Here is a 26,781-nt window from a genome sequence, read left to right as displayed (position 1 = left end):
CGTTTGCCGTCTGGGACGTAGAACACGCCTCTCTGGTGAAATTGGCTCATAATGATTTCAGCTTGCTTGCTAATTTATCTTGAGGGCCGACAACAATAATAAGGTCACCAATTTCTAATGTCGTGTTGAGCTCGGGCGCTTTGATGATTTCTGGACCACGCTTAAAGCCCAGCACTTGAACACCTTCCACTTTGCACAAAGCCAGTTCGCCCAAGGTTTTGCCCATCCAACGAGAGCCAATGACAAACTCAGTCATTGCCAAGCCACTGCCCAGAGGGTGGAACTCCAACACACGCTTATCCAACATCTTACGTGCAACGCGGATACCCATGTCTCGCTCTGGCATGATCACGTGGTCTGCACCAATTTTTTGCAGTACGCGAGCTTGGAAGCGGTCGTTTGCCTTCACCCAAACGGATTTCACGCCGGCTTCCTTCGCGATCAAAGTGGCGAGGATGCTGGCATTAACATCAGCACCGATGGCGATCATGACCATGTCATAGTCATCGAGCTTAAGTTCGGTCACCGTCTCTTCATGAGTGCAGTTTGCAACAATGGCTTGGCTAACAAAACTCGCCGCTTCTTTTACACGATCTTCATTAACGTCTACCGCCAAAACTTGTGAGCCAGAATCTTGCAGTTCTTTACACACGGCTAAGCCGAAACGACCTAGACCAATTACAGCAAATTGCTTATCACCCGTTTTCATTTGTGCCTCATTTATGCGTTGAATAGCAAGCGCGAAAGTCTGCGCCTATTCCCTATCATCTGCAAACTAGACGACAGAAAATTGACAGAAGATTAACTGAAACATTCGCACAAAAACTTTTTAAAGCGTAGACGCAACTAGCGAGTTTTCCTACTTATTGTCAATTAAATCAGAACAATAGCTAACTGACTCACACTCATGCTATTCACACAGTTATCAATATATATTTTTGACAGATGCTTTATTTGTAAAGACTATCAATCCCGAAAATTATTTCGTGTTCTTTGCTTTTTGCGCGTATAAAAACCAACCAAGTTGATCTTTTCATCAACAAATTAGCCATTTACTCTGACGTTTGTTATAGTGCGCGCCGACAAATTAGTTTGTACTCTAAGTAGTTTTGAGAGGGATGATGTCTACAACTAAGGATAAGTACAGTATTGATAATACTGACTACACGGTCGGCCAAGACAACGTTCAAAAGTGGGGATTTGATGTTCATAACCCTGTTTTTGGCACCAGCGCTGGCTTGATCATTATTTTTTTAATCGCACTTCTGCTCGTCGACCCAGCCACTGCAAAAGCAAGCCTTGATGGTGTCAAATGGCAGATCATCGGAAGCTTTGATGATCTCTTCATGTGGGCTGGCAATATCTTTTTAATCTTCTGTATTGGTTTGATCTTTTCTCCTTTTGGCAAGATCCGCATTGGCGGTGAGAACGCAAAGCCGGAACATTCCAACATTTCTTGGATTGCGATGTTGTTTGCTGCTGGCATGGGCATCGGTCTCATGTTTTGGGGCGTTGCCGAACCTGTCGCATACTTTACAGGTTGGTACGAGACTCCACTTGGCGTAACGCCATTTACAGAAGAAGCCAAACAAGTCGCACTTGGGGCAACCATGTTCCACTGGGGTCTGCACCCTTGGGCAATCTACGCCGTTGTTGCACTGTCTATGGCTTTCTTTGCCTTTAATAAAGGCCTACCACTTTCAATCCGTTCCGTCTTTTACCCACTGCTTGGTGATCGCACGTGGGGTTGGTTTGGCCATGTGATTGATGTTCTGGCCGTGCTCGCAACACTCTTTGGTCTAGCAACCTCGTTAGGTCTAGGCGCGCAGCAAGCTGCAAGCGGTATCGCGCATGTGATGGGCATTGAAAGTGGCATTGGAATGCAACTTGGGGTGATCGCTTTCGTTACTACACTTGCGGTTGTGTCGGTCATTCGAGGAATCGATGGCGGCGTAAAAGTGCTGAGCAACATCAACCTTACTATGGCTTTTGCTCTATTGGTCTTTGTTATCCTAGCGGGTCTTGCCGTCGCGTTGAGTACTATCCCGACTACGCTAATGGGTTACGTTGAGAACATTATTCCTCTTAGCAACCCGTATGGCCGAGAAGATGAAGCGTGGATGCACGGTTGGACGGTGTTCTACTGGGCTTGGTGGATTTCATGGTCACCATGTGTGGGTATGTTCATTGCACGAGTATCAAAAGGACGTACGGTTCGCGAATTCCTTACTGCTGTGATTTTAATTCCGACGCTCATAACGCTAATTTGGATGTCCGCATTTGGTGGCATTGCGATAGACCAAGTAATGAACAAAGTGGGAGAGCTTGGTACGAATGGGCTTACCGACCTAACACTGTCACTATTCTATGCTTATGAAGCAATGCCAATGAGCTCGATTTTGTCTGTCATTTCGATTGTTCTGATCATGGTGTTCTTTATTACCTCGTCAGACTCTGCATCACTGGTTGTCGATAGTATTACCGCTGGTGGTAAAGTGGATGCGCCAGTACCACAACGTATCTTCTGGGCAACCATAGAAGGTGCTATTGCGGCTGTTCTACTGTGGATTGGTGGTACAGAAGCAATTCAAGCCCTGCAAGCCGGTACGATTTCAACTGGTCTGCCATTCACCATCATTCTATTGGTTATGTGTGTCAGTCTGGTGATGGGTATGCGCACAGAACCTCAGTTCATTCAGCGACGTTTAGCGAAAGCGAACTAGACAGACAGAACCTGACCCCACCTAGCTTGAACAGGGTTGTAAAAAGCAAAGAAGCCGCATCGAAATGCGGCTTCTTTTTTTAGTTCTGCGTCTTTAACAAGGATTATTTTTAATCGCGCTTGTCAGCGTTGTCTCGACGAGGACGATCATTGTCTTGTGGTTTACGTTTGTTCTTTGGTACGTAGTTCAAGATAGAAATTGGCACAGGCTTTCTTGGTGTGAAACCTTCGATTTCCACACGTTCAAGCAAGTGACCCAGACGGCTTTCAATCATGCATAGGTTTTTGAAGTCATCTTTTGATACCAGTGAAATCGCTTCACCTTGTGCACCAGCACGGCCAGTACGACCAATACGGTGAACGTATTCATCCGCTGGGAATGGCAAGTCGTAGTTAATAACAACAGGTAGGTTGTCGATATCAATACCACGCGCCGCAACACCCGTTGCCACTAAGTACTGGATTTCACCCGCTTTAAACTGCTCAATCAACTCTTGGCGAACGCGTTGGTTACGACCACTGTGGAACGCCTCTGCCACGATACCACGCTTCTCTAGTTGAGAAACCAACTTCGCCGCGCCGTGTTTTGTCTCGATAAACACCAACACTTGCGACCAGTCGTTTTCCGTCAGCATATGGCTCAGTAGTGACGACTTCATGTCTTTATCGACGGTAGTGATCCACTGCTTGATGTTCGACTTAGATGCGCTGTGCTTCGCAATGGTGATCTCTTCAGGGTCAACGATAGCGTTTTTCGCCAAGTCACGAACTGGGTTTGATAGCGTCGCTGAGAACAACAAGCTTTGAATGTCTTCTGGCATGCAATCGACGATCTTATCAATCGAATCGATAAAGCCCATATCCAACATCTTATCGGCTTCATCCAGAACCAGCATGTCCACTTCATCAAAGTGAATGGCACGTTGGCCGTAAAGGTCAATCAAACGGCCTGGCGTGCTTACGACAATATCCACGCCTTCAATCAGCGCTTGTTTCTGTGGCGCATAATCCACACCACCAAACATCGCCATAGAACGAAGCGATAAGTTTTTGCCGTATGCCTCGATGCTCTGGTGTACTTGAAGTGCTAACTCACGTGTCGGGGTCAAAATGATCGCACGAGCGCGCTTCTTACGCTGAGTTTCCCCTTTGCTGAGTTTTTCTAAGATTGGTAGTACAAAGCCAGCAGTCTTACCGGTACCAGTTTGTGCTGCGGCAATCAAATTGCTGCCACGCAAAACAATCGGAATGGCTTTTTGTTGGATAGAAGTCGGTTTTTCATAACCCAGCGCCTTCACTGCTTCAGTGATAGGTGCGCTTAAACCAAGCTTAGAAAATGGCATAGAAAAGTCTCAACAGAGGAAATGGGCGCGTAGTGTATCAGAATCCGAACTAAGTAACAGAATCATTCATACCTGAACAAGCCGGAGACGATAAGCAAATTCTATCCTTTTAATAAGGCATCTGATTGTTACAGCGTGATGATTTATTGACCACCTCACATTTCTTCCCCTTGAACCTCGTTATGCTGCAAGAGTGTGCATCACTGGAAAACTTCATGGATATTTTATTACTGGTTGGATTAATAGCGCTTAATGGTGTTTTTGCCATGTCTGAGATAGCGTTAGTCACAGCCAAAAGCGGCCGACTGAAAAAGTTTGCCCAACACAGCGCTTCTGCCCGCCTCGCTCTGCAATTAAAAAACAACCCAACGCAATTCCTCTCCACAATCCAAATCGGCATCACCGTGATTGGTATCCTCAGCGGTATTTTTGGTGAAGCCACCCTTTCAGTTCCCTTTGAGCATTGGCTTGCCGCACAAGGCCTAGAACGAGAGGTCGCCACCATCCTTGCCACCGCCATTGTCGTCGTCGTGATCACCTACTTTGCAATCGTAGTGGGTGAGCTAGTTCCGAAACGCTTCGCTCAAAACAACGCAGAGCGTATTGCTGTTCTTGTGGCCTACCCTATTCATTGGTTGGCCAAGTTAACGACTCCGTTTGTCATGTTACTGACGCTATCGACAGAATCTTTACTGAGATTGCTACGCCAAAACCACACCGGTGAAATCGTAACAGAAGAAGATATATTTGCTGTGGTCAGTGAAGGTTCTGAATGTGGTGCAATCGAGCCTCAGGAACAGCTGATGATCCGTAACCTTCTGCACTTGAATGACCGTTTGGCGCTCTCTTTAATGACACCACGCTGTGACATTCACTATCTCGATCTGGATTTACCACTCGATGCAATACTGAAGAATTTACGTCAAACTCAGCATTCCGTTTGGCCGGTATGTAAAGGCGGCTTGGATAACATCATTGGGACCATTTCTTCTAAAGCGTTGCTCGATGAGTATGACGAGCTATCAATATCGCGGTTAGCAAAATTACTCAAACGTTCACGTTTTGTTCCTGAGTCCATGAAAGAGCTACCGTTGCTCAACTACATGCAGCAAACCAGCACCGAAATGGTCTTTATCGTTGACGAATATGGCGACGTGCAGGGCCTAGTGACACACTACGATTTGCTCAAATCTATCGCTGGTGAGTTAGGCATGGCACCACAGCAAATCTGGGCGAAAAAACAGAAAGACGGCAGTTGGATAATGGACGCCTTGATTCCGATGAATGAGCTGAAATACAAACTTGAGCTCAGCAGCATTGAGGGAGAAGAAAGCGAGGGCTTCCAAACCTTAAATGGTTTTCTGACTTGGTTAATTGGCCGCGTGCCTGCTCAAGGAGAAACCGTTGAATATCAACAGTGGCAATTTGACGTGTTGCAGGTCAAGAGCAATCGGATCACACAAGTTAAAGTAACGGAAATGGTGAGAGAATTCGAAGCTGAGCAATAAGGCTAATTACGAATTTACGAGTGTTTGAGTCAAACAAAAAACAGCCTCTCGATAGAGGCTGTTTTGATAAATGAGATTCACGATCTTCGTTTCGATTAGAACAAGTACGTTGCGCTTACATACGCACTACGGCCTTTTTCAGAGTAGCCGTAGTAATCGTCTTCATCGTCCAACTCGACATCAAAAATGTTGTTTAACCCCGCTTTAAGGTTCAACTGTTGGAAATCGTAACCCACACCAAGACCGACTAGCGTGTAACCATCCACCGTTTTGTTTTCACGGCTTAGGTTAGTGATCACTTGTTCACCGATGTAATTCACACGAGCAAACGTTGTGAATGAATCAAACACTTCCCAATTGACGTCCAGGTTCGCTAGATGCTCAGGTGTTTGCATGAGCGTATCACCTGTACTCTTGTCTTTAGCGTCCGTGTAAGTGTAGTTACCTTTCAGGTTGATGCTGTCTGTAATGTCATACCAACCTTCAAGCTCAATACCTTTGATCTCCGCTTTACCGATGTTTTGGTAAGTGAAGATTGGCATAGGGCCATCCATACCAACAACCTTGGTTAGGTCACGTTCGATCTTGTTCTTCAAGTCCGTGTAGTAGTACATCAGACCTACGCCCATTGATGTTGATTCGTACGCAAGACCTGCTTCGTAGCTTTCTGATTCTTCCGGTTTAAGATCATCATTACCCGTTAACCAACAACGGTTACCACAACTGATTACGCGAACTTGGTCGCTGCTTTCCATCATGCCAGGAGCTCGGAAGCCACCACCAGCACCGCCTTTCAAGACAAACTCATCGGTGATGCTGTAAACGGCATAAGCCCGCGGGCTAAAGTGACTGCCATAGACCTCATGAAAATCTTGACGGCCACCCAATGTCAGCGCCAGTTTGTCGAGATCAAATTCACCTTGAACAAATACCGCACCTTGGTAGTTATCGATATCACCAGATGGAACATCACGGCTGTTTTTCAGCTCAGAAGTACGGTATTCACCACCGAATACCCACTCATGCGAATCTCGCCACAAACCAGAAAGTTTGAAATCGAGAGTATTATTTTGTAAGTCGACATCCGCAGCGCCGTTAGTGTAAGCCGTACTTGCATCGTCAAGTTGCATGCTCTCACCGTAAAGACGTACTTGTGAATCTACCGTGTCCCAAGCGCCTTCATGCGTTAAACCGTAGTTCCAGCGCGTCGAGTCTTGTGTGTTCGTTTGAGGGCCTGAACGAGGGTGAACCCAATCTGCTTCACGCTCATCTTTGGTGTAGATAACATCCGCAATCAAACGCTGTTCTTCGGTTAATTGCCATGCGAGCTCACCAAACACATTGGTCGTGTCTTTCTGCTCTAGCGCATCAAAATTAGGATTTGTGTCTGTGCGCCAAGGGTCACGTGTAGAGCTTTCAACAATGATGCTGCCCTCTACATTTTGCGTCAGTTCGCCGCTCGCGTAAGCATGACCTTTCAGACCATCACCACCGTCACCTTCAAGAATGCTCTCGTATTCAAGACCAACCGAGCCGGATAACTCTTCCGTTGGTGATTTCAAGATCACGTTCACCACACCACCCATGGCCTCAGAACCATAAAGGGAAGAAACCGGGCCACGAACCACTTCAATACGCTGAATCGCCGTTAAAGGGATACTCGATAGGTCAAAGTCATTACCTCGAATAAGCGCATCTTGTGAGTTAATTCGACGACCATTGATCAAGATTAGCGTGTGCTTGGAATCCAAACCACGAATACGGATAGTATTACGACCATAAGCGGTGCTGCTCAAAACACTCACACCCGTCGCACTACGAATCGCTTCTGAGATATCTTTCACTGGCATCTTTGAGATGTCTTCTGCGGTGATAACCGAAACAGAAGCTGGTGCGGTCAATTCTGAGTGTTGGGTAAGGGTTGCAGTAACAACCATACGTTCCATTTCCAACACTTCATCTTGATCATCAGCAACAGCATAACCACTTAGCGCCGTCAAAAGTGCTCCTGCGAGCATAGAAGGCATAAATGTGGGCTTTTTAACTAAACTTTTCACTGCATATCCTTATATCTATTTTATAAATAAATTGAGCTCGCAAACTCTAATAAACGAATGTATAAATGACAATTATTATTACTCGTATTAGCATTTACATTTGAGCTGTATTGTATTTTTGAACTGCAACAGGTTGAAAAGTGACACTACTGAAAAACGACAAGCTAGTTAACATTCTTGCCCCTCTCTGTCTTCACTTAGAAAGTGCCAGTCCAACGGTTCACATCGTAAAAGCCACACCCGATATGTACGATAAAGTGGGCCTTCTCGAGGAAGAGCAACAAATTCATAAAGCCGTTAAAAAGCGTCAACGAGAATTCCGAGCCGGACGTCAATCCGCTCGAGAAGCCATAAAGCGATTGGTATCAAACGATTCTGAATTAGCTCAGGTACCCATTCTTTCAGGCAAAGCTAGAGAGCCCTTATTCCCGAGCCTCATCAGCGGCAGCATCAGTCACACCGACAGCCTATGCCTCGCAGCGTGTGCGTTAAAAAGTGAAGTACCGAGTTTGGGTATTGATGTGGAAAACAATACCCCTCTCGCCTCGCACCTTTTTTCTAGCATCTACACCCAGAGCGAAAAGGCATTAATGGAGACGTCCAACACCCTCCCAGATACACTGATATTCAGCATTAAAGAGAGCCTGTTTAAATGTCTCTACCCGTTTGTTCAGGTGTACTTCGACTTTCTAGATGCACAAATCACCCTGCAGCCGGACGCTGAAAATACCGGTCAATTTCACTTCGAACTGATTGGAGAGAATCGAATTTTATTGCAGGCTAACTTGCCGAATCTCTCCTTTCATGGCCGCTATTGCTTTACCGAGCAATACGTTTTCTCGTTGTGCTTTTTTTCCTCATGAATGTGTCATTATTTTTGTTCAATAACCTTTTTGATCACCATTTGTTGTCGAGCATTAACCAGCGGCAACCGTTGTTCTAAAAGCGCTTTCCACATTGGTGATACTGTGACACCCTTGGCATCTAACTGACGCGTTTGTGGACCTAAATACCAATAGGCATCCACCAGCTGCTCAAGGGAAGTAAACGCGTAAGGGTTCACCGGTGGCTTTTTCGGAATAATGTCGAGAAACGATTTCTTTTTAAGATGAGGCTGGGTCGTTGTATAAATACCCCGCTCAGTGCTGCCCCATTCACTTGGTAAAATGTGCGGCCAAACTGATACATATTGTTCGCCAAACTTCTGTTTCGCTAGGTCACCAAAAGTTTTATGTTTGGACATGAACCCTAAGGTTGGGGAACGCTTAAGAATGTGTCTTGCTCCAACAAGCACCACCACACCCTGTGCCTGTTTCTGTTGCAGCTTTTCAACGCCGTCCACTAAGGCTTGGTCACGTTGAGCATTCAACTTACTCAGTTCAGAAGGATGTTGAATGGCTTGCCAATTGAACGACGGCTCCGTCAGCACGACTTTGATCGGCACGTTGCGCTCAGCATTCGCTGCTCGCAATCGATGAAAAAATTGGCCGTAACACGGATGCATCCATGCAGGAAAAGCGATTGAATCTAACCATACGGCAGCCAATTCAGTGTCGGTGACCGCCTCTCCCAATAAGTAGTTGTTAAGCAGCGCTTGATGCTTAGCGTTACCAAACTCGATGAACAAATGCGTGAATGCCCCATCCAATTGAGGATCGAGCAACACATCGGTCATTTGCTCAAATAAATCGGCATACCAATGTGCCTCGCCAAGCGCCAAAATAGCGCCTGATTCCAACTTATTTTTGAAGAAAGTCAGAGGGGAAATCATCCCCTCCAACATCGCACTTGGCTTAGATTGAGCTGTCGAATCAAACATCGAAATTCTCTCTCAACTCTTTCACCATATGCGTACCGATTTCACGCAGCATATCTGGGCGCATCATGTCACGGTGAATACAGGCCACATCAATCACTTTCAAGTCGCCGTCCATGTATTTGAACCATCCATTGCGATCCAAAAAGGCCTCTTCTGGTGGCTTCTCAGCATTAAAGAACAGCACATCGCCTTGATATTGATAGTCAATGGCATCACGGACACGTTGGTTGTTGTTGATTACGACATCGATCATCGCCGTGATGGTTTCAGTACTTAAGTGCGCCATAGACGAGCCCGCATCCTGCAAGATATCGATCACTTCTGGCTTCGTAATACTGGAATGCGCGGCTTCATCAAACTCAACGCCGGCCATACGAATCAGTGCGCCGAGCGCTTGCTCTTCTCCCGGTGGATGGATGGTTTGCCACTGCTCTGCAGGGTAAGAATCTAACAGCGTAACCAAACCAACTTCTTGGCCTTGTTCTTGTAAGATGCCCGCCATTAGGTGAACAATCATGCCACCAATTGACCAGCCCAGAAGATGGTAAGGACCAAAAGGTTGCTCTTCACGAATCGCGGCAACGTAGTCTTCTGCCATTTCTTTCATGCTCTTTGGCAATGGTGCAGAAGGGTCACCCAGATTACGAGCTTGCACGCCATAGAGAGGAACATTGGATGGAATGATCGGCGTTAAAGCCGCGTAGCACCAACTTAAGCCACCCGCAGGGTGTACACAGAAAATGGCCGCTTTCCCTTCACGTTTACGCAGTGGTAATAACATGTTCAGGGCATCATCACTTTCACTGCCATTCAACTTGGCGGCAATCCCAGAGACAGTCGGCGATTCAAATACGGCTGCCAATGACAGTTCAATTCCCATGATTTCTTTCACATGAGCAATCAACTGTGCGGCAAGCAAAGAGTGACCACCTAGTTCAAAGAAGTTGTCGTCAACGCCTACCGCAGGTAAATCAAGCAGTTGGCAGAACAGCTTACACAAACGTTCTTCAACAAGGTTGCTTGGCCCTTTTGTACCGACCTGACCAGACAAATCTGGCTTCGGCAACGCGTTGCGATCCAGCTTACCGTTTGGCGTTAACGGGAAAGTATCCAAAGTCACAAAGTAACTTGGAACCATGTACTCTGGCAGCGGTTCGGCAAGGAATCGCTGCAGCAAGTTGCTATCAACACCCTGTTCTGGATCTTCTGCCGTAACATACGCTACGAGGCGTTTGTCACCATCGGCATATTCCTGCGCCAATACCGCAACTTGCGCGACACTTGGGTGATTTGCTAAGGCGTTTTCAATTTCTTCAAGCTCAATACGGAAACCTCGAATCTTGACCTGAAAATCACTACGCCCGCAGTATTCAATCGCCCCGTCTTTTCGCCAACGAGCCAAATCACCAGATAAGTACATTCGGCTGCCTTTTGGTCCGAATGGGCTTTCAATGAAACGCTCTGCGGTCAGTTCTGGCTGGCCGTGATAACCCAACGCTAATTGTCGACCCGCAATATAAAGATGACCGACGACACCTGGCGGTACTGGATTTAATGCATCATCCAAAATGTAAATTTGGGTGTTCCACACAGGGCGGCCTATTGGTGTCGAATTACCTTGCGCATTCGCCTCACTTGGCCAATAAGTCACATCAACAGCCGCTTCTGTCGGACCGTACAAGTTGTGTAATGGCGCACTAAAGTCTTGGTAATAATGATTCACCAATTCCATCGGTAGCGCTTCACCACTACAAAAAACTTGGCGTAAACTCTGGCACAAATTGGCATCGGCTTGTTGGACGAAGATTTGCAGCATTGAAGGCACAAAGTGCAAGATCGTGATTTTCTCTCGATGGATAAGATCTTGCAGATAAATAGGATCTTTATGCCCTTCCGGTTTTGCGACCACCAAGCATGAACCGACGATCATTGGCCAGAAAAACTCCCAAATAGAGACATCAAAACCTGCAGGCGTTTTTTGTAATACCCGGTCTTTGGCATCAATTGGGTATTGGTCGTGCATCCACAGCAATCGGTTGACGATAGCATCGTGAGTAACCACAACACCTTTTGGTTTGCCCGTAGAACCAGAGGTATAAATCATGTAAGCCGGAGAGTGAGGTTCCGGACGCACTTGGGGTGGTAATGCCTCAACCTCCTTATAAATAGTTGGCAACGTCGCGTCATCAACCAACTTCACCTCCACACCTTGTGGCAATTTGCTTTGTAGCTCGGTCGTCGAAAATACAAACTTCGGTGCAGAAGATTCCAACATGTAGTGGATTCGGCCTTCTGGGTAATCTGGATCGATCGGTACGTAAACCGCACCAGCAGCAAGAATCGCCTGTTGTACAACAATCAGTTCTTCACTTCTTGGGATGCAAACCGCAATGCGATCTCCCAGCTCAACCCCTTGCGCGGTTAACCAGTTAGTCAAGGAGTACACTTTTTTCGCTAACTGCTCATAGCTGAGCTTTTGTCCTTCAAAAATGAGGGCGGGAGCATGAGGCGTCAGAATACGTTGCCTTGCCAACAAGGCAGCTAGGGTCGTTTCTGGCACCTCGTGGTCGGTATCATTCCAAGTTTCGATGACCTTTTCTTTCTCCCCAGAGAGAAGAATATTCACGTCACTGATTTGGCATAACGATGGTTCTTGAGCTTGCGCGCTTGCAAAAAAGTCGCTCATAAAGTGGAACAAGCGCTGCTGGTGCTCTTTAATGTCTTGGTCAGAATACAGCTCTGGATTGGCATCCATATCTATGTGAAGTTGACCGTCAAGCTCATAACAATAGAAGGAAATATCATCCACGGGCCCCGCTGACAGGTTATGCGCTTTCGAAGCCAACTCGCCAAATTTATGTTCATACTCAAACGGCATGATATTGACCAAAGGGCCAAATAGATTGCGGTTGTCTTTTACTAGATTCAATTCGCGGTGCAGTTCTTCATAGCGGTACCCTTGGTGACGACGAACAGATGAGAATTCTTGGTTTACCTGTTTAACTAGCGTTTTGATGTCCGTACCTTGAGTAAAACTCACTCGCACTGGCAAGATATTCACTCGCATCGCTGGCGTTTGAATTGCCACTGAACCTAAGCGCCCCATCAACGGTACACCAAGCACCACCTCGTTGGAACGCGTCATACGATGAACATACGCAGCAATGGAAGCGATCAGCACACTGTACCAGTGCGTTCGGCATTGCTTCGCCAACGATTCCATATGCTGGAAGTCTTCTACTGGCATCGCGCCTTTCAAGCGTAAGAAGTGATCAGATGTCACTGTCGGTTTACCCGCTAAGTTAACCGTATCAGAGTGGTCAGCATAACGTTGTAAGTAGAAGGTACGGTCTTTTTGGTATTTATCCGACGCTTTATAGTCGTTATCTTCTTTAAGCAAAGCGTGTTGATCCACCAATTGGATCTCGTCAAACTGCTCTCCCTTCGTAAGTTGGCCATAGATATGAGCAATACGCGAAGCGATCAACGACATGCTGTAGCCGTCAATAGCAATGTGGTGAAGTGACAGGAACCAAACAAACTTATCTTCTGCAAGCTTAAGCAGCGCCATAATAAACAATGGGCCTTGCTCCAAATCGACGGGCTGCTTCAACTCTTTCTTCATCCAATCGACTACAGACTCGAGTGGCACATCATGTTGCGAGAAGTCGATTCGCTCTACCTGCCAGTTTTGTCTATCAATCACCATGCGAGGGCCTTCGGTGGTAGTGACAAACTTCGCGTGTAACGAGTCAACTTCATCAATGGCGGTTTTTACCGCTTCAACAAAACAAGGCTCATCCACCTTGCCATCAATCACTAAGTATTCGCCAGTCTTGTAAATTGGATTATCCGGGTCGCGCAACTGAGCAAACCAAATCCCTGCTTGGGCATCCGTAAGCGGCAGCAATTGCTCCGCTGTATAAGGTAAATCGTACATGTCCATTCCTTTGTTACTCTTCCTCTTGGGCGGTTAAGTCAGCTTCTTCTCAATCAGTTGCCACCAATCTTGCACACTGGGCTTGGCGGCAAGTTCCATAAAACTCACGTCTAGACCAGCTTGCTGCCAGTCACCGACCAGTGACATCATACGAACCGAATCTAAACCGAAATCCAGCAGGCTATCTTCCGGCGTCATTTCATCGACTGGCACTTCTAGCAATGCCGCTAACTGCTGAGTTAAATGTTGCTGAGATTGAGGAATGGAAAAGTCATCACCGACAAATTCATCTGCACTGCTGATTTGAGATAGCAATTGCTGCTTATCCAACACATAGCCACAGCGACCTGCGACATAATTGAGTGCCATTTCATGATCGTTCGCTGAGAAATCTGCGACAGCATCAGAAACCATAAAAGCTTTAATATCGGTCATGAACGCTTCGGCAGCGGTTTGCAAACAACCAATGTGGGCATAAATACCTACGATGATAAGTTGGTCACGACCCGTTTCATCCATCATAGATTTAAGCGGAGTACGCTGAAACGCACTGTAACGCCACTTGGTGTAAACAATGTCTTGTTCAGAAGGCGCAAGCGCAGGGAAAATACGCGTAATATCATCATCCGCTTTCAGACCTGGTCCCCAAAAATCCGTTAGTAAGGCACGGTCTTCTTGGCGTTGGTCACCCGGTTGAGCGGTGTAAACCACAGGGATACCCGCATCGATACACGCTTGTTTAATTTGCTTAATATGATGAGTGAGCGTTTGGATCATCTCACTATCGACATCATAGAAATTGAGAAAATACTGCTGCATATCGTGAATCAATAATACAGCGCGCTTTGGCTCTACAGACCAATTTACGCGGTTTTCTGGCATCGGCTTAGATAGTGAATAACCAGAGATAGATGGAATGGCCATGGGGCTAATCTCCAAAATTTTATTTATACACACGACACCTTTGATATCGTGGTGTGATGGTTCGATTAAATCAGTTCTAGAAGTTTGTTTTTATTGATCTTTCCTACTGGCGTTTTGGGTAGAACATCAACAAAGATCACGCGATCTGGAATTTTGAAATCCGCCAATCCTCGACCTCGCAAGAATCGCTTGATTTCAATAGGCTTGGGATTTTGCGCTCTGCACACCAATGCCGCGCAACTGCGCTCACCAAGGTATTCATCTGGGATCGCAATCACCGCCGCATCGTGAACGGAATCATGAGCAAGAAGGTGATTCTCCACCTCTTCGGCCGCAATTTTTTCACCACCACGATTGATTTGGTCCTTATCCCGCCCCACAACTTGCAAATTTCCTGCTTCAGTCATAACGACGATATCCCCAGTACGGTAATAACCAAGGTCGGTAAAAGAACGCGGATTGTGTTCCGGTGCATGGTAATAACCCTGAATGGTATAAGGACCACGCACGAACAAAATCCCCGCAATCCCTTTCGGAACCGGATTACCTGCTTCGTCTAGTACCAAAAGCTCATCTGCAGGTGACATAGGACGGCCTTGCGTAGTGACAATTTCTGACTCTGGATCATCCAAACGGGTGTAATTTACCAGTCCTTCAGCCATGCCAAACACTTGTTGCAAAGTACAACCAAGCTCTGGCTTCACTCGTTTTGCCGCCTCTTCACTAAAACGAGCGCCACCGACTTGCAGTACCTGAAGTGACGCAATGTTTTGTTGGGTTCTTGCTGCTTCATCTAGCCATAACAACGCCAATGGAGGAACCAAAGCCGCGACAGTGATTTGGTGTTTTTCAATCAAAGAAAAGGCCGTTTGAGGGCTGGCATCTGGCGCTAGTACGACCATGCCACCAGCCATAAAGCAACCCAACGCACCAGGCGAACTTAATGGGAAATTGTGCGCAGCAGGTAAAACGCATAAGTAACGAGTGCAAGCAGAGAACTGACAAACGTCATTGCTCGCACTAACGCTATAAAGGTAATCAATGTGGGTTCTTGGGATGAGCTTTGGCGTACCCGTTGTCCCACCAGAAAGTTGGAAAAAAGCAAAGTCTTCGGCGACATTAGATTGAGCATCAACCTCTTCCAAAAACAGTGTGTTTAGCGCTTGGGCACCAGTAGGCATTAAGCTCTCTTCACCAGCCCACACTACCGTTTTTAAACTCGGTAAATCTGCGGCCACTTGTTGAGCTATCTCAGCGGTTTTGACGCCCAATTGAGGTGCGGTAATCAATACTTTCGCTTCAGTAAAATGACAAAAGTATCGAATCTCCGAATAGCGATGCGCAGGTAACGCTAAAACGGGTTGAACCCCAATTTTAAGCAAGGCAAAGAAACTCAAATAAAACTCGCCAACGTTAGGCAGATGCAAAACCGCTTTATCACCGGCTTTTAGATTGAGCTTGTGCTGGAACCCAGCAGCAAGTTTGTCAACTTGTTCGACTAACGTTTGGTAAGTCCATTGCTGATCGCCCGCAACCAAAGCTACGCATTCTGAATAGCGCTGTGCGCTCGCCTCAAGCATCTCTGGGATGGTTTGCTGCGTCCAAAACCCTGCATCGCGATACTTTTTCGCCATCTCTTGCGGCCATGGGGTAAATCCTGATGCCTTCATGCACGGGCGGTTCATTGAACCACCTCCATGTTCTCACGGATTTCAATACCCAATGCGTTAAGCACGGTTCGCATCTTGTTGCCGGTTTCTTCAAGTTCACTTTGTGGCTCTGAGCCAGCAACAATGCCAGCACCCGCGTAAACGCGAAGACGTTTTTTCTCGACCTCAGCACAACGGATCACCACAACCCATTCTCCATTGCCGCGGGCATCCACCCAACCAACCAGTCCGGTAAAGTAACCACGGTCAAAGGGCTCTACATTGCTGATAAAATCATAAGCCTGCGCTGTAGGGTAACCGCATACCGCAGGTGTCGGGTGCAATGCACTCGCGAGTTTTAATACGCTGGTATTGGCGTCTGAAACCATGCCCTCGATACGAGTCGAAAGGTGTAACATCGCTTTGGTTTCAATCACCGATGGCACCATCGGCACATACAAATTGTGGCACCAAGGTTGGAGCGCTTTCTCGACGGCATCCACAACCACCGCATGCTCGTGAAGATCCTTGCTGCTTTCCATCATCAACTCACCTTGTTGTTGGTTCATTGATTCGTTGTCACTGCGGCGACGGGAGCCTGCTAGCGGGTTGGAGCAAACATGAGGGCCTTTGCGCGAAACAAGAAGCTCAGGGCTAGAGCCCATTAAATATGCATCGGAATGGCTTCCTCCAATGCGAGTCGAAAAGGTGTAGCCACCGGGATTCTGTTTGAGTAACGTTTTTAGGAAACGAGCGCGGTCAATATCCTCTTCCGTCTCGACTTGCATGGTGCGAGACAAGACGACTTTGTCGAGTTCCACATCCTCTCGACAGCAACTCCTTACGGCTTGTTCAACGCTACGCATGTAATCACTAGGATCGGGAATGGGTTGAATAGAAGATGGATGACAATCCGCTAACCCATCCACATCCGACACTTTATCCGGTCGGATTGGTGATGTCGTAATCAGACGTTCAGGGACAATAAAATGTACTGGGTTGTGTTCAGAAAATGGGATCACACCTACAGCGATAGGGTTTTCATTGCCCTCTTCCTTCGCCGATTCCAATAATTGGCTGATGTGAGTATCTAATTCTGAGAACCTGACTTGTTGGGAAAATTCGGCAGCAATCCCTTGAGTCAATAACGTCACTGTCGGAGAGCTAAAGAAGAACGAAGCATCATCCGTATGGGCATTAAGAAACTCTGTGAGCATAGTGCTGCTTCCCGTTGAGTTACGAAGCATAATCATCTCTCAAACTGTATTAAACATGGCGTTACAAATGAGATTCCTTCTCATTTAAGAGGTGAGACTACACACACAAAATCATTTATTCAAACACTTTTGCCAATAATTATCATTCGTATTATTTATAATTTTATAAATTAATCCCATAGTATTAATATGGGGAAACGCAAATAATTCTTTAGTCTTATCAGTAAAATAGCCTCAAAATGACGCATAAAAAATGGCTGACACCTTATGCTGTCAGCCATTGATTGTTGTGATAGTTCTTACTTAGAAATACTTATTAGCCATATTACCCGTTATCAGAAAACCCATACTTCTCATCACTCAGCGATCGTATCTCGTTGAAGCGATCTTGCATCTTGCCTCCGATCAAATCGACACGCCTTTGCATCTCATTCACCCATTCACGATCTGCCATCACTTCACGTGGAAATACGGTGGAACGCGCATTCTCACCAAGGTACAGAAACGCATCAAACAGTTCCCCGACTGTGGCATCCATCTTATCCATTGCCGCCAGTTTATAGCGCGCTTTAGGTAATAAATCGATGAATCGAAGTGGCTCAATAGGGCTATTCGTCACTTCGAGTAGCGCTGGCGATTTTACATTGTGGAAGGTTTGCACGACTTCGGGCTCTGTCATCGGCCAAATTAAATACGTACTATCAGGAAACGCTTGCTCTAATCGAGTCGCAAGCGGCCAAGCGCTGGCTTGCGTTTTCGCGACATAGTCCTTCGGTGCATTCACCAGATGGAAAGCCCCGAAAATCAACAGTGCTTTTTCATTGTGCTCAATTCGCTCTTGAGCAATTTGGTAAAAGTAATCCGTTTTACTCTGCGCCGCTTGTTTCCAAACTTTTGCATCCGCGACACCATCCCATTCAAAGGGCGCTTCCGCGAGATGCACCTGAATTTTTTTGCCTTCAGGTAACAACAAATTACGCGCTCTGATCGCCTTGAAGAAGTTGATATACGCATCTGGCATCCAAGCCATAAAGTAAATCGAACCACGTAGCACCTCATTCAGCTGTGATTCGCTGACCTCACCGCCTGCCAGATATTTATCCAATACAGGTTGATATTTCGCATTACCAAATTCGATCACAATATGGGTGATTTGGTCAGAGAAAGCATCGGTCGAAACCAGTTCCGTTGCGTATCGTAAAAAAGCGTCATTCCAATGATAATCGCCAATCCCAACAAAATGGTGTTGCTCGAATGCCTTCAGAATTGCAGCATCAGCGGGCTTAGCTTGCTCAACCACTTGTTCAATTTTTTGCTCCGGCAAATCGACCTTTGCAAAGTGCGGTAAATACTCACACCCTGAGATCCCAACCAACCCTAAAACCAGTACCAAGGGCTTGATTTTCCAGCCTAATATTTTCATTGAATTCTATACCTCCTTGTTAACATCATGACAACGATAACAAAAATCATTATCATCTATCCAACTTAGATTTCATATTTGTATCGCGAAAGGGAGAAGGTGATGCGTGAAAACCGCTCAGAATTCTACGGCAAACTGTGCTTGGTCACTGGTGCCGGACAAGGGATTGGCCTAGCATGTACTAAAAGCTTATTAGACCAAGGGGCGCATGTTATTGCTTGCGATGTGACTCAAGCAACATTGGATGGACTACAACAAAGCTTGTCGACCAACCAACAACAATGCACCACATTGCTCCCGTTTGATCTATCCGAACCACATGCGATCCTCAATGCCTGCCAGAGCCTCCAGCAGGATAACCTCATCCCAGAGCTCATCATCACTTGTGCTGGCGCATTACACCTCGCCTCTATTCTCGAACTGCCGTATGAAGCGCTCAATAAAACCCTAGATATCAACTTAAAAGGCACCATGCTACTCACCCAACAGCTTGCAAAAATGTTGGTCGAAAACGGCAGAAAAGGCGCGATTGTCGCAGTAGGATCAAATACCGCAGACACACCACGCGTGAAGATGTCCGCCTACTGCACATCTAAAGCTGGCCTGCACATGTGGATACAATGTTTGGGATTAGAACTGGCAGAGCATGGCATTCGCTGCAATATTGTTAGCCCCGGCTCAACCAGAACACCAATGCAAGAGCAAATGTGGAATGAATCTTATGGCGAGCGAGAAACGGTTCAAGGTAACTTAGCGTCGCATCGAATTGGCATCCCGTTAAACAAAATTGCCGAAACCAAAGACATCACCAATGCGATTGAATTTTTACTCAGTGATAAATCGGGCCATATCACCATGCATGATTTGAGAGTGGATGGCGGAGCAACCTTCTGATCCCCCGCCAAAATATCGGAAAGTTTAACCGTAAAATTTGGGGTGCATGCCCTTCTCTAACTTGCGCCTCACTTTATAGGACACATCAGCTAATGTGATTTTGCCTGAGTTCTTGCGGTCAATCCCCGCGTTTTGGCGATAAGCGATCGAGCCTTTCTTGAAAAGCACATGTGTTGGCGGTTGGCCGATTGCAGCAGGATAAAGGATCGCCATATACACATCCTCAAGACACGCCATGTCATTTCGGTATGGCATAAAGTACGCTTTGACATAATCCAGCTGATCCAGAGCACTCATTTTGGCCAACTTCTTTGTGCTTGTTCCTAAAGCTTCTGCGGTTGAAGGCATAAATTGAATTAACCCTGTCGCACCGCTTCCCGATCCATTTTTAATACTTGGGCTAAATGTCTCTGCTGTTTCAAATGCCATGCAAGCCATCAAATGATTAGGATCGATATTGAGCTCTTTAGAAATGTCGTTAACCTTAATTTTGAACTCTACCGAGACGCAATTTCCCCAAGCAAGGGCATCGGTAGTTGGAACCGAAAAAAATGCTGAAGAAACATCACTTTTTTTAAAGGATAAAGATGAAGGTGGAAAAATGTTCAGGCTTTTCGGATTCTTATCTATCAACCTGTTTTGAAAGGAAAAAACCTTATCTTTTTTGTGCTTAAGCTTTTCGATTTTTAATAGCTGATACAATCGCTTAGAAACCGTTTTCACGATACAACCACATTTGGAAAACATGTCCCAAACTGTAATCCATTTCTCACTCTTTTAATATCTGTATCAGTTATGAAGCACAAAAATGTGAGGTAGATCTGCGAGCTTTATAAGAAATGGAAAGTTTATAAATAAGGCTGTTTGAAAAGTATACTCAGCGTTTTTCTGTACGTTGAAAACAATGAGAAATTTGTGGTGTATTCTCGCTAGGTTGGATGGTAAACCACTGAGTGACAATACGACCTTGATCTTGTCGGAGCTGCACTAATACTGCATCACGTTCGTAAACTTGAACACCATGGATGTTAGTTAAGTTGCCATTTGAATAAGACTCAAACAACACATCTAATGCGGGTCCTCGCCTATTCAATTTACACTTTATCCTTTCATCAGTTTGAACGCCTAAACTACGAAATGTGCACTCTTCATTTTGTACCTGAAGTTCATATTCAATCCACACAAACGGCCCTGCGTTACTTTGCCCCAAATCGACATCACAATGAAAAATCCCATTCCAATTAGGAGTGACAAAGGCCGCCGCCGCTACGAATCCGATTGTGCTAATTATCATACTCTTTCACTTCTCTGGCTAAAAATGAGAGAGTATTTCAACCCAACTATCGCTGCACTTAACAATAATAAAACTTCGAGTGATACCCAGTTACCACTCTGCAATACAAAGACGGCTTTTCACACCACGAATCTGCAATCCCATCGCCTCAAATACATGCTCAAAATCTTGGCAGGAAGCAGGAACATTCGGTAAAGACAACGACGCTTCTGTAAAGAATGACCGACTCAGGGTCTCTGATTCTCCCCACGCCAGTTCCCACCAATCCAAGATGCGTTGTTTAGACGCATTCAATCGATACACCGCGGGCAGTCGATCGCGCTTGTTGAGGTTTTCAGTTTTAGATGTTGGCAGCAGATTCCATTTATCGTTGTTCGGCCAATAAGCGAAGGGCAAGCAGTGATCAACATGGTACTCATTACGCAACTTACTCCCACTCCATACACTGATGATCTCAGATTGATTCGAACGCAACTGCTCTACCCTTTTGCGTACTGCGCGAGTGTCGTGGTCTTTATCAATCCAAACCAAGCAATCATGATAGGTTTGAAGGGCAATGCCTCGGTCTTGGTTTGAGCTAAACCGCTGCATTTCAAGAATCCACTGATTGACCACCAGCGGCTCAATCCATGAATGATAAAGCCTAAAGCAGTCCCACAAGCTCTCATCCAAAATAAATTTGCCATAGCTTTCAAGGAACTCCCCATCAACAACGATACTACCTTTATGCTTTTTAGAAGAACGTACCATTTCAAAATATGGATTCGATTTGTCACCTTGGTATGTATAGGTAACTGGTCCATCTTTAATGGTTTTCAAACTGTCTTTGACAGCTTTATCTAAAGCGACGGCATCGTCACCAACAAATATGGTACCAATTGCTAAATCATCCGGACTTAAATGAGAAAGCTTGCCCCAACCATCAGGCTTAATGAAGCCGAGCCCTTTTGATGCATTAGAGTTCTGCTGGATGTTTTCTTTATCGATGAGGCGTTTGAACTGACGAATCCAATACAGACCAACTAAACCAAGAGGGATCGCAACTTTGCCGTCTGTACGATCAATAACGGCTCCGGAATGTGCATCTGCAATTCGTAATAAGGTTCGTAGCAATGCCAGTTTGTAAGTCGCCGATTTAGAGTCGTTTACGATGATATGGCGAACCTTGTTGAGATCACCGGCACCATCATCGGGAAGTGACATGACAACCGTCTGCCAATGAACATCATCACGCTTGAGTTGGTCGTCACTGTCCGAGACATGCCTAACCATAAGCGCACTGTTCTTTGCCAGTTGTTCTAACTCTTGAACAGAGACAGGGTAAGCTTTGCGCCCATCAGTAAACTCTCCATGGCGAAGACTAATGACCAATCGGCCATTAGGCGCAAGCAGATTAGAGAGTTTACGGAAAGCACGCTCACGATGAGAAGTCGCAAGATGCATCCAAACCGCACTCACCAATATCAGATCAAAGCGAAGTCCCAAGTTGGTGGTTTTCTCAAGAGCAGGCAAGGCATCATCAAGCCAAGTAACCAAATTACCCGTCTTAACTTTACCAAGCTCTAGTAGAGATGCCGCTGGTTCAAGAGCAATCACCTCACAGCCTTGCTCCGACATCCATTTCGCATCTCGCCCAGACCCCGCTCCCACATCCAAGATCCGATCGCCTGCATGAGGCCAAAAAGCCTGCCAGCTCGCGTGAACATTCTCAAATGTCGTCGAGTTATATTGCTCCGCTAATGAGCTCGCATTTTGGTTATAGAAATTGAAGGTAGAGGACATAAAGGTAAGGCTGCAATTGAACTGAACACATAGTAAGTGCTATTGATTTCAAAGACTAGAAGGTAGTGCAAAAGTTGTAGGAAACGTTGCGTTAGAAGTTCTGTCGCCTAAAAAGTGGATCAAACGAGCACCAAGAGTAAAGCGATTTGCTTGCGATGCAATCATACCTATTCGGAAATCTACAATTTCTTAGTTTTATATCCAACTTCTTGGCAAGATAAACAAAAAATTGGTTTTCAAGTCCTTGCCATCATTCCAATTGATTGATTTTTATTGAAAATAAAATGGCATACTTTCTGCTGATTAGAGTGATGATTGGTTTTCACTTTAGGTATCAGTGTGTCATACAAAATTCTTCCGCTTTCGGAAGTGATGTCTCATGAATTCGGTTTGATAGAGGGCGATCTCCATAACCTTGTGGAAGCTGATGTTGCCTCTGTCACCCCTTCTCATCTTACTTTTGAACAGCTAAAGCAACATCTCTACGAAGGCAAACTCGTACTCGTGAGTGATACGCCTCAAACTCCCGCTCTACTCAGCTACAACGATCCAATTGGTTCTAAAACTTGGAGGCTAAACTCTGAAGTTATCCCGGTATTCTCTGATGATGCCGCTGATAATTTGTTAGCAAAAACGAAAATCACCAGAACGACTGGAGGGTACAGCTCTTGTATCGGGGATACCTCGGCGCTAGAGCGGGTTTATACGCCGCAACCAATCGCAGCCGAAAGTGAAGAGGAAATCACCAAGGGATTTGAGTACAGCTTTGAAGTTGGCTGCTCAGATACCACTGTAAGTAAAATGGTGCACAGTGACTTTGCTATAGCGAAAACTGAAAATGAGAACGCTGTGACCCGCTGGGAGCAAGCCAATACCGAGCAAGGTACACGCTACACTGCGTTATGTGCATTCGATGAGCCAAAGCGTCTAAATATCCATATAGCTGATGACAACCTCGGGCTGACGCCATTGGAAGCCGTCACCTTACAAAAAGCCGGTAGTCATAAGGCTGTTGAGGGGTTCATACCTGTCGTACCTGCCGTGCGTTTGGGTGAACGCTTAGGGTTGCCTACAGAAGGCTATTACTACCACTTTAATGATGGCGAACTTGTCCAAGAATACAAAATTCTTGGGGAAGAAAAATGGGCCTTTTATGCTACGCAATCGACACAAGACACACTCAATGACGAGCGCGGTTTTACCAAAGACCAAAGCGCTATTTTGGTGTATTGGAAGTTGGCAAACCAAATCCTCGAGAACCAATACATCATTTATCTTGAGCGGCAAATCACGCGTGAAGAGCTAGATAACCTCAGCGAAGATTGGCTGAGTGAAAACGGGATAAAGTTGGATATCCCCACACTGTTTGATGTGGTCAAACAGCCGGAAGAAGAACGCTCAGAAGATAACAACGATGAAGCGGAAGCAGAACAAACCGCAGCAACGCACATCGTAGTTGCGGGGGAAACCTGGCAGAGCATAGCTGAACTGTATGGTATGGGAGCTAAAGCCTTGCTCTCGCTTAACCCAGTGTTTGAGTCCGATCCTCTGTCACTCGCGATCGGTGATGAAATTGTTGTTGCTGAGACACAGCAGCAACAAATACCGGACAAAAAGAACACCTTTCCGCCACTGCGCCCGCAAACCTACAACAACATCCGCAACAGTCATTACCAGCACAGCGATCCATTGCTTGGGTTGACCAAATATCGAGCCATCAACGCCGCCGATTGCGTAGAAGGCGATGTGGCCATCCTTAACTTAAAAGACGTCATGAGTTCGCTCGTGTTCGCTAAATCCTGCACCAGACCAAAAGGATGTATTGAAATTGGCGACCAGCAAGAGTCAATCAGTAACTTCGGTCCTTGGTCATTCTTCTTTGCACAAGCGAATGCGACCCCTGCCGCTTTCATGCCCGCCATTCAAGCGACACAAGCACAAATGGCCATGGGAAGTTCCGCAGCTGTCGCCGGTTCCCCAGAGCAAACGCAGCAAACCCAAAGCGCGGCAATGCAGTTAGATAAACTGGCTGGCACATTGAAAGACAACATTGTCGAAGGTTACCGCTGGCAAGTCGAAGGCATTGGCGCTCTATTTGCAATGCAACAAAGCTTATTTGGTGATAACACCCAATACACAGACCAAGATTTACGCCAAGTGACCACGGCGCAAAGCCGAATTCGTGTCCACATAACAGAACCAAAAGATGGGGAGTTTTATCCGCATGTGCAGGGCTATCATATAGACGATACCCGCATCCCTATCAAATACGTGAAACAGGGGAGCAATGACCAACTATCCGTTGCGATTGAAAAGAACGGACCAACCATCTATTGGACACCAGAAGAAAACGGTGAAGCAAGTTGGCAAAGCACGCCTGATCATAGTGATGGGTTTGAAAAAGACGATATACTGGTCACGCCAATCCACTCGGATAGCGATGCGAACGTCACCGTCACGCCTGCGCCAGAAGAGAAAGACTGGCGTGATGCGATCTTAGTGTTCCCTGAAAGCTCAGGAATTGCACCGCTTTATGTGGTGTATAAAGAAAGCCCGAGAGATAAGCCCGGAGTCGTTACCGGTAAAGGCGAAGATATCTTTGGCATTTGGTTAGCTGATGCGGGTAAAGACTTAGGTGCTCCAATACCCTCCCAAATCGCTGATAAACTGAGAGGAAGAGAGTTCAGCAGCTTTGATGCGTTCCGAAAAGCATTCTGGTTAGAGGTATCTCAAGACAGCGGTTTAAAGGGACAATTTAATGCACAAAACCAAATTCGAATCGGGTTGGGGAAAGCACCTAAAACAAGAAGTCGAGATAAAGTAGGAAAGAGAAAATCTTTTGAGCTACATCATGTAGATGAAGTGCAGAATGGCGGCAAGGTTTACGACTTAGATAACTTAAAAGTAACCACACCCAGAAATCATATTGATATTCATAGAGGTATGAAGTGAGTAAAAAATGCATAACGGACTACAACGAAGCCGAGTTCTTGCGCTTTGTGGAAGATATTTTTAAAGAGAATGCATCAGATTCAGATGACGTCCTTGACGAGCTGCTCGATATTTTTGAGGAAATAACCGGGCACCCTGATGGAACTGACTTAATTTACTACCCAGAGAACCCAGGTGAAGATACTCCTGAAGGGATAGTAAAAATAGTGAAAGATTGGCGTGCTAGCCAGGGGCTTCCTTGCTTCAAAAAGTAATGAAAATTGTTATTGAAAAATTCGACAAACAAACTGAATTACTCGTTTCAGAGTTAGCTATTGAAAAAGAACACCTTGATGTCATTGCTCAAGTATTAGGGTTAAAAGAAGATGATATTCAGTTCCTAACAAGCGGGGCTGGCGGCTTTGATATCAGTGGCGCGCAAGCTTTAGACATAGAGAAGCTGATTAATAAATACTTCTATGACCCAGAATATGATTATCAGTTAGGTACTGCTGGCTAAATATGAAAAAACCTCTGCTCCAATGAATTTATCACAAATAGTATTAGACAATAGGCATTTAGATCCTGATTTAACGATTTACATTGATAGTGCATGGAGCCCAGATTCTCGCGTCTTACTTTGCGCAGAGCCAGAAGATGGAAGCTCACCGGAAGGGTATGACTACTTCTTAGAGGTATTTATACTGCAAGAATTATTTGAAAATGTTCCCGAGATCACTGTCGAGCGAGTCATAAAATACGCTCAAGTTGATGCTTAATATCAGGTTAACACTCTCTTGTGACACTTTCAAAGCGGACATTTACTACTGTTGCTGAGATACATAAGGTTCAATAATATGCAGCTTGTAATTAAAGATGCCTTACAAGACTATACCGAGGCGGAATTCTATCGCTTCTTAGAAGAATTTTTTGAAGACACCGACACTAACGATTTAGATGATGAAGCTTATGACTTACATATATCAAATCTATCCGCTCATTTTTCAGAGTTAGTATCTCACCCTGATGGTAATGCTTTGATCTTCCACACTTCCCCAGATAGAGAGGACTCTCCTGACGGTGTTATTTTAGAAATAAAAGAGTGGTACGCTAAGCAAGGACTTCCTTGCTTCAAAGAGTAAAAAGAAAAGGCGTCACAATGACGCCTTTCTCGCTTATCGCGATTGAACTTTTTACAAATTTAACCTGAACTCGGGATAAAAAAATAGAAGTGAACTAAAAGCTGGTTCTGCGATCAGATCTTTCAACCAAGAGAGA

General features: G+C 45.7%; 20 protein-coding genes. 8 read left to right on the top strand and 12 right to left on the bottom strand.

Annotated features, from left to right (window positions below; genetic code table 11):
• Positions 1–46: 46 nt before the first annotated feature.
• On the bottom strand, positions 47–709 hold the full coding sequence (locus OQJ86_RS23175; RefSeq protein ID WP_265991335.1) for a potassium channel family protein: 663 nt from the start codon (positions 707–709) through the stop codon (positions 47–49).
• 412 nt (positions 710–1,121) lie between these two features.
• Here OQJ86_RS23175 and OQJ86_RS23170 point away from each other — a divergent pair, with 412 nt between their 5' ends.
• Positions 1,122–2,723 (top strand): BCCT family transporter, encoded by a 1,602-nt coding sequence (locus tag OQJ86_RS23170; protein ID WP_038865577.1) that lies wholly within the window; start codon positions 1,122–1,124, stop codon positions 2,721–2,723.
• A gap of 109 nt (positions 2,724–2,832) precedes the next feature.
• Here OQJ86_RS23170 and OQJ86_RS23165 read toward each other — a convergent pair whose 3' ends face one another.
• On the bottom strand, positions 2,833–4,065 hold the full coding sequence (locus OQJ86_RS23165) for a DEAD/DEAH box helicase (RefSeq protein ID WP_265991332.1): 1,233 nt from the start codon (positions 4,063–4,065) through the stop codon (positions 2,833–2,835).
• A gap of 182 nt (positions 4,066–4,247) precedes the next feature.
• Here OQJ86_RS23165 and OQJ86_RS23160 point away from each other — a divergent pair, with 182 nt between their 5' ends.
• Positions 4,248–5,573 carry a hemolysin family protein gene (locus tag OQJ86_RS23160; RefSeq protein WP_265991337.1) on the top strand — a complete coding sequence of 442 codons (1,326 nt, stop codon included), beginning with the start codon at positions 4,248–4,250 and terminating at the stop codon, positions 5,571–5,573.
• A gap of 95 nt (positions 5,574–5,668) precedes the next feature.
• Here OQJ86_RS23160 and OQJ86_RS23155 read toward each other — a convergent pair whose 3' ends face one another.
• On the bottom strand, positions 5,669–7,630 hold the full coding sequence (locus tag OQJ86_RS23155) for a TonB-dependent receptor domain-containing protein (protein WP_039975651.1): 1,962 nt from the start codon (positions 7,628–7,630) through the stop codon (positions 5,669–5,671).
• A gap of 140 nt (positions 7,631–7,770) precedes the next feature.
• On the opposite strand from OQJ86_RS23155, the gene OQJ86_RS23150 reads away from it, so the two are divergent.
• Positions 7,771–8,493, top strand: a complete 723-nt coding sequence (locus OQJ86_RS23150) for a 4'-phosphopantetheinyl transferase family protein (RefSeq protein WP_265991329.1) — start codon at positions 7,771–7,773, stop codon at positions 8,491–8,493.
• An 8-nt stretch (positions 8,494–8,501) separates the two neighbouring features.
• On the opposite strand, the gene OQJ86_RS23145 is transcribed toward OQJ86_RS23150, so the two are convergent.
• The 6 genes from OQJ86_RS23145 to OQJ86_RS23120 all read right to left on the bottom strand — a co-directional run bounded on the left by OQJ86_RS23145 (position 8,502) and on the right by OQJ86_RS23120 (position 18,602).
• The gene (locus OQJ86_RS23145) at positions 8,502–9,449 is read right to left on the bottom strand and encodes a hypothetical protein (protein WP_265991327.1); all 948 of its coding nucleotides are present in this window, start codon (positions 9,447–9,449) and stop codon (positions 8,502–8,504) included.
• The gene (locus OQJ86_RS23140; RefSeq protein WP_265991325.1) at positions 9,442–13,389 is read right to left on the bottom strand and encodes an enterobactin synthase subunit F; all 3,948 of its coding nucleotides are present in this window, start codon (positions 13,387–13,389) and stop codon (positions 9,442–9,444) included. Before OQJ86_RS23140 ends, OQJ86_RS23145 begins: the two co-directional genes overlap by 8 nt.
• Before the next feature lie 33 nt (positions 13,390–13,422).
• Positions 13,423–14,313 carry an isochorismatase family protein gene (locus OQJ86_RS23135; RefSeq protein WP_038865588.1) on the bottom strand — a complete coding sequence of 297 codons (891 nt, stop codon included), beginning with the start codon at positions 14,311–14,313 and terminating at the stop codon, positions 13,423–13,425.
• A 65-nt stretch (positions 14,314–14,378) separates the two neighbouring features.
• Positions 14,379–15,998, bottom strand: a complete 1,620-nt coding sequence (locus tag OQJ86_RS23130; RefSeq protein WP_265991322.1) for a (2,3-dihydroxybenzoyl)adenylate synthase — start codon at positions 15,996–15,998, stop codon at positions 14,379–14,381.
• Positions 15,995–17,215: an isochorismate synthase gene (locus OQJ86_RS23125; protein ID WP_050566674.1), complete on the bottom strand. Its 1,221-nt coding sequence runs from the start codon at positions 17,213–17,215 to the stop codon at positions 15,995–15,997. The genes OQJ86_RS23130 and OQJ86_RS23125 overlap by 4 nt, the downstream gene beginning before the upstream one ends.
• A 289-nt stretch (positions 17,216–17,504) precedes the next feature.
• Positions 17,505–18,602 carry a hypothetical protein gene (locus tag OQJ86_RS23120; RefSeq protein WP_265991319.1) on the bottom strand — a complete coding sequence of 366 codons (1,098 nt, stop codon included), beginning with the start codon at positions 18,600–18,602 and terminating at the stop codon, positions 17,505–17,507.
• A gap of 102 nt (positions 18,603–18,704) precedes the next feature.
• On the opposite strand from OQJ86_RS23120, the gene OQJ86_RS23115 reads away from it, so the two are divergent.
• On the top strand, positions 18,705–19,496 hold the full coding sequence (locus OQJ86_RS23115) for a 2,3-dihydro-2,3-dihydroxybenzoate dehydrogenase (RefSeq protein WP_265991317.1): 792 nt from the start codon (positions 18,705–18,707) through the stop codon (positions 19,494–19,496).
• A gap of 24 nt (positions 19,497–19,520) precedes the next feature.
• On the opposite strand, the gene OQJ86_RS23110 is transcribed toward OQJ86_RS23115, so the two are convergent.
• From OQJ86_RS23110 to OQJ86_RS23100, 3 genes are all read right to left on the bottom strand, one after another.
• Entirely contained in the window at positions 19,521–20,243 is a 723-nt protein-coding gene (locus OQJ86_RS23110; protein WP_265991315.1) for a transglycosylase SLT domain-containing protein, read from the bottom strand.
• A gap of 130 nt (positions 20,244–20,373) precedes the next feature.
• Positions 20,374–20,790: a DUF5991 domain-containing protein gene (locus OQJ86_RS23105; RefSeq protein ID WP_265991313.1), complete on the bottom strand. Its 417-nt coding sequence runs from the start codon at positions 20,788–20,790 to the stop codon at positions 20,374–20,376.
• A 90-nt stretch (positions 20,791–20,880) separates the two neighbouring features.
• Positions 20,881–22,572, bottom strand: a complete 1,692-nt coding sequence (locus OQJ86_RS23100; protein WP_039975638.1) for a class I SAM-dependent methyltransferase — start codon at positions 22,570–22,572, stop codon at positions 20,881–20,883.
• Positions 22,573–22,911: 339 nt separating this feature from the next.
• On the opposite strand from OQJ86_RS23100, the gene OQJ86_RS23095 reads away from it, so the two are divergent.
• From OQJ86_RS23095 to OQJ86_RS23080, 4 genes are all read left to right on the top strand, one after another.
• Positions 22,912–25,524, top strand: a complete 2,613-nt coding sequence (locus OQJ86_RS23095) for an S-type pyocin domain-containing protein (RefSeq protein WP_265991309.1) — start codon at positions 22,912–22,914, stop codon at positions 25,522–25,524.
• Positions 25,521–25,778, top strand: coding sequence for a bacteriocin immunity protein (locus OQJ86_RS23090; RefSeq protein WP_265991308.1), 258 nt, complete (start codon positions 25,521–25,523; stop codon positions 25,776–25,778). The genes OQJ86_RS23095 and OQJ86_RS23090 overlap by 4 nt, the downstream gene beginning before the upstream one ends.
• The gene (locus OQJ86_RS23085; protein WP_265991306.1) at positions 25,763–26,023 is read left to right on the top strand and encodes a hypothetical protein; all 261 of its coding nucleotides are present in this window, start codon (positions 25,763–25,765) and stop codon (positions 26,021–26,023) included. The genes OQJ86_RS23090 and OQJ86_RS23085 overlap by 16 nt, the downstream gene beginning before the upstream one ends.
• A 337-nt stretch (positions 26,024–26,360) precedes the next feature.
• Positions 26,361–26,645 (top strand): bacteriocin immunity protein, encoded by a 285-nt coding sequence (locus OQJ86_RS23080; protein WP_265991304.1) that lies wholly within the window; start codon positions 26,361–26,363, stop codon positions 26,643–26,645.
• Positions 26,646–26,781: the final 136 nt, after the last annotated feature.

This window comes from Vibrio sp. Sgm 5 (genome assembly GCF_026241575.1).
Lineage (GTDB): Bacteria > Pseudomonadota > Gammaproteobacteria > Enterobacterales > Vibrionaceae > Vibrio > Vibrio jasicida.
This window is presented reverse-complemented; position numbering and strand designations above follow the sequence as displayed.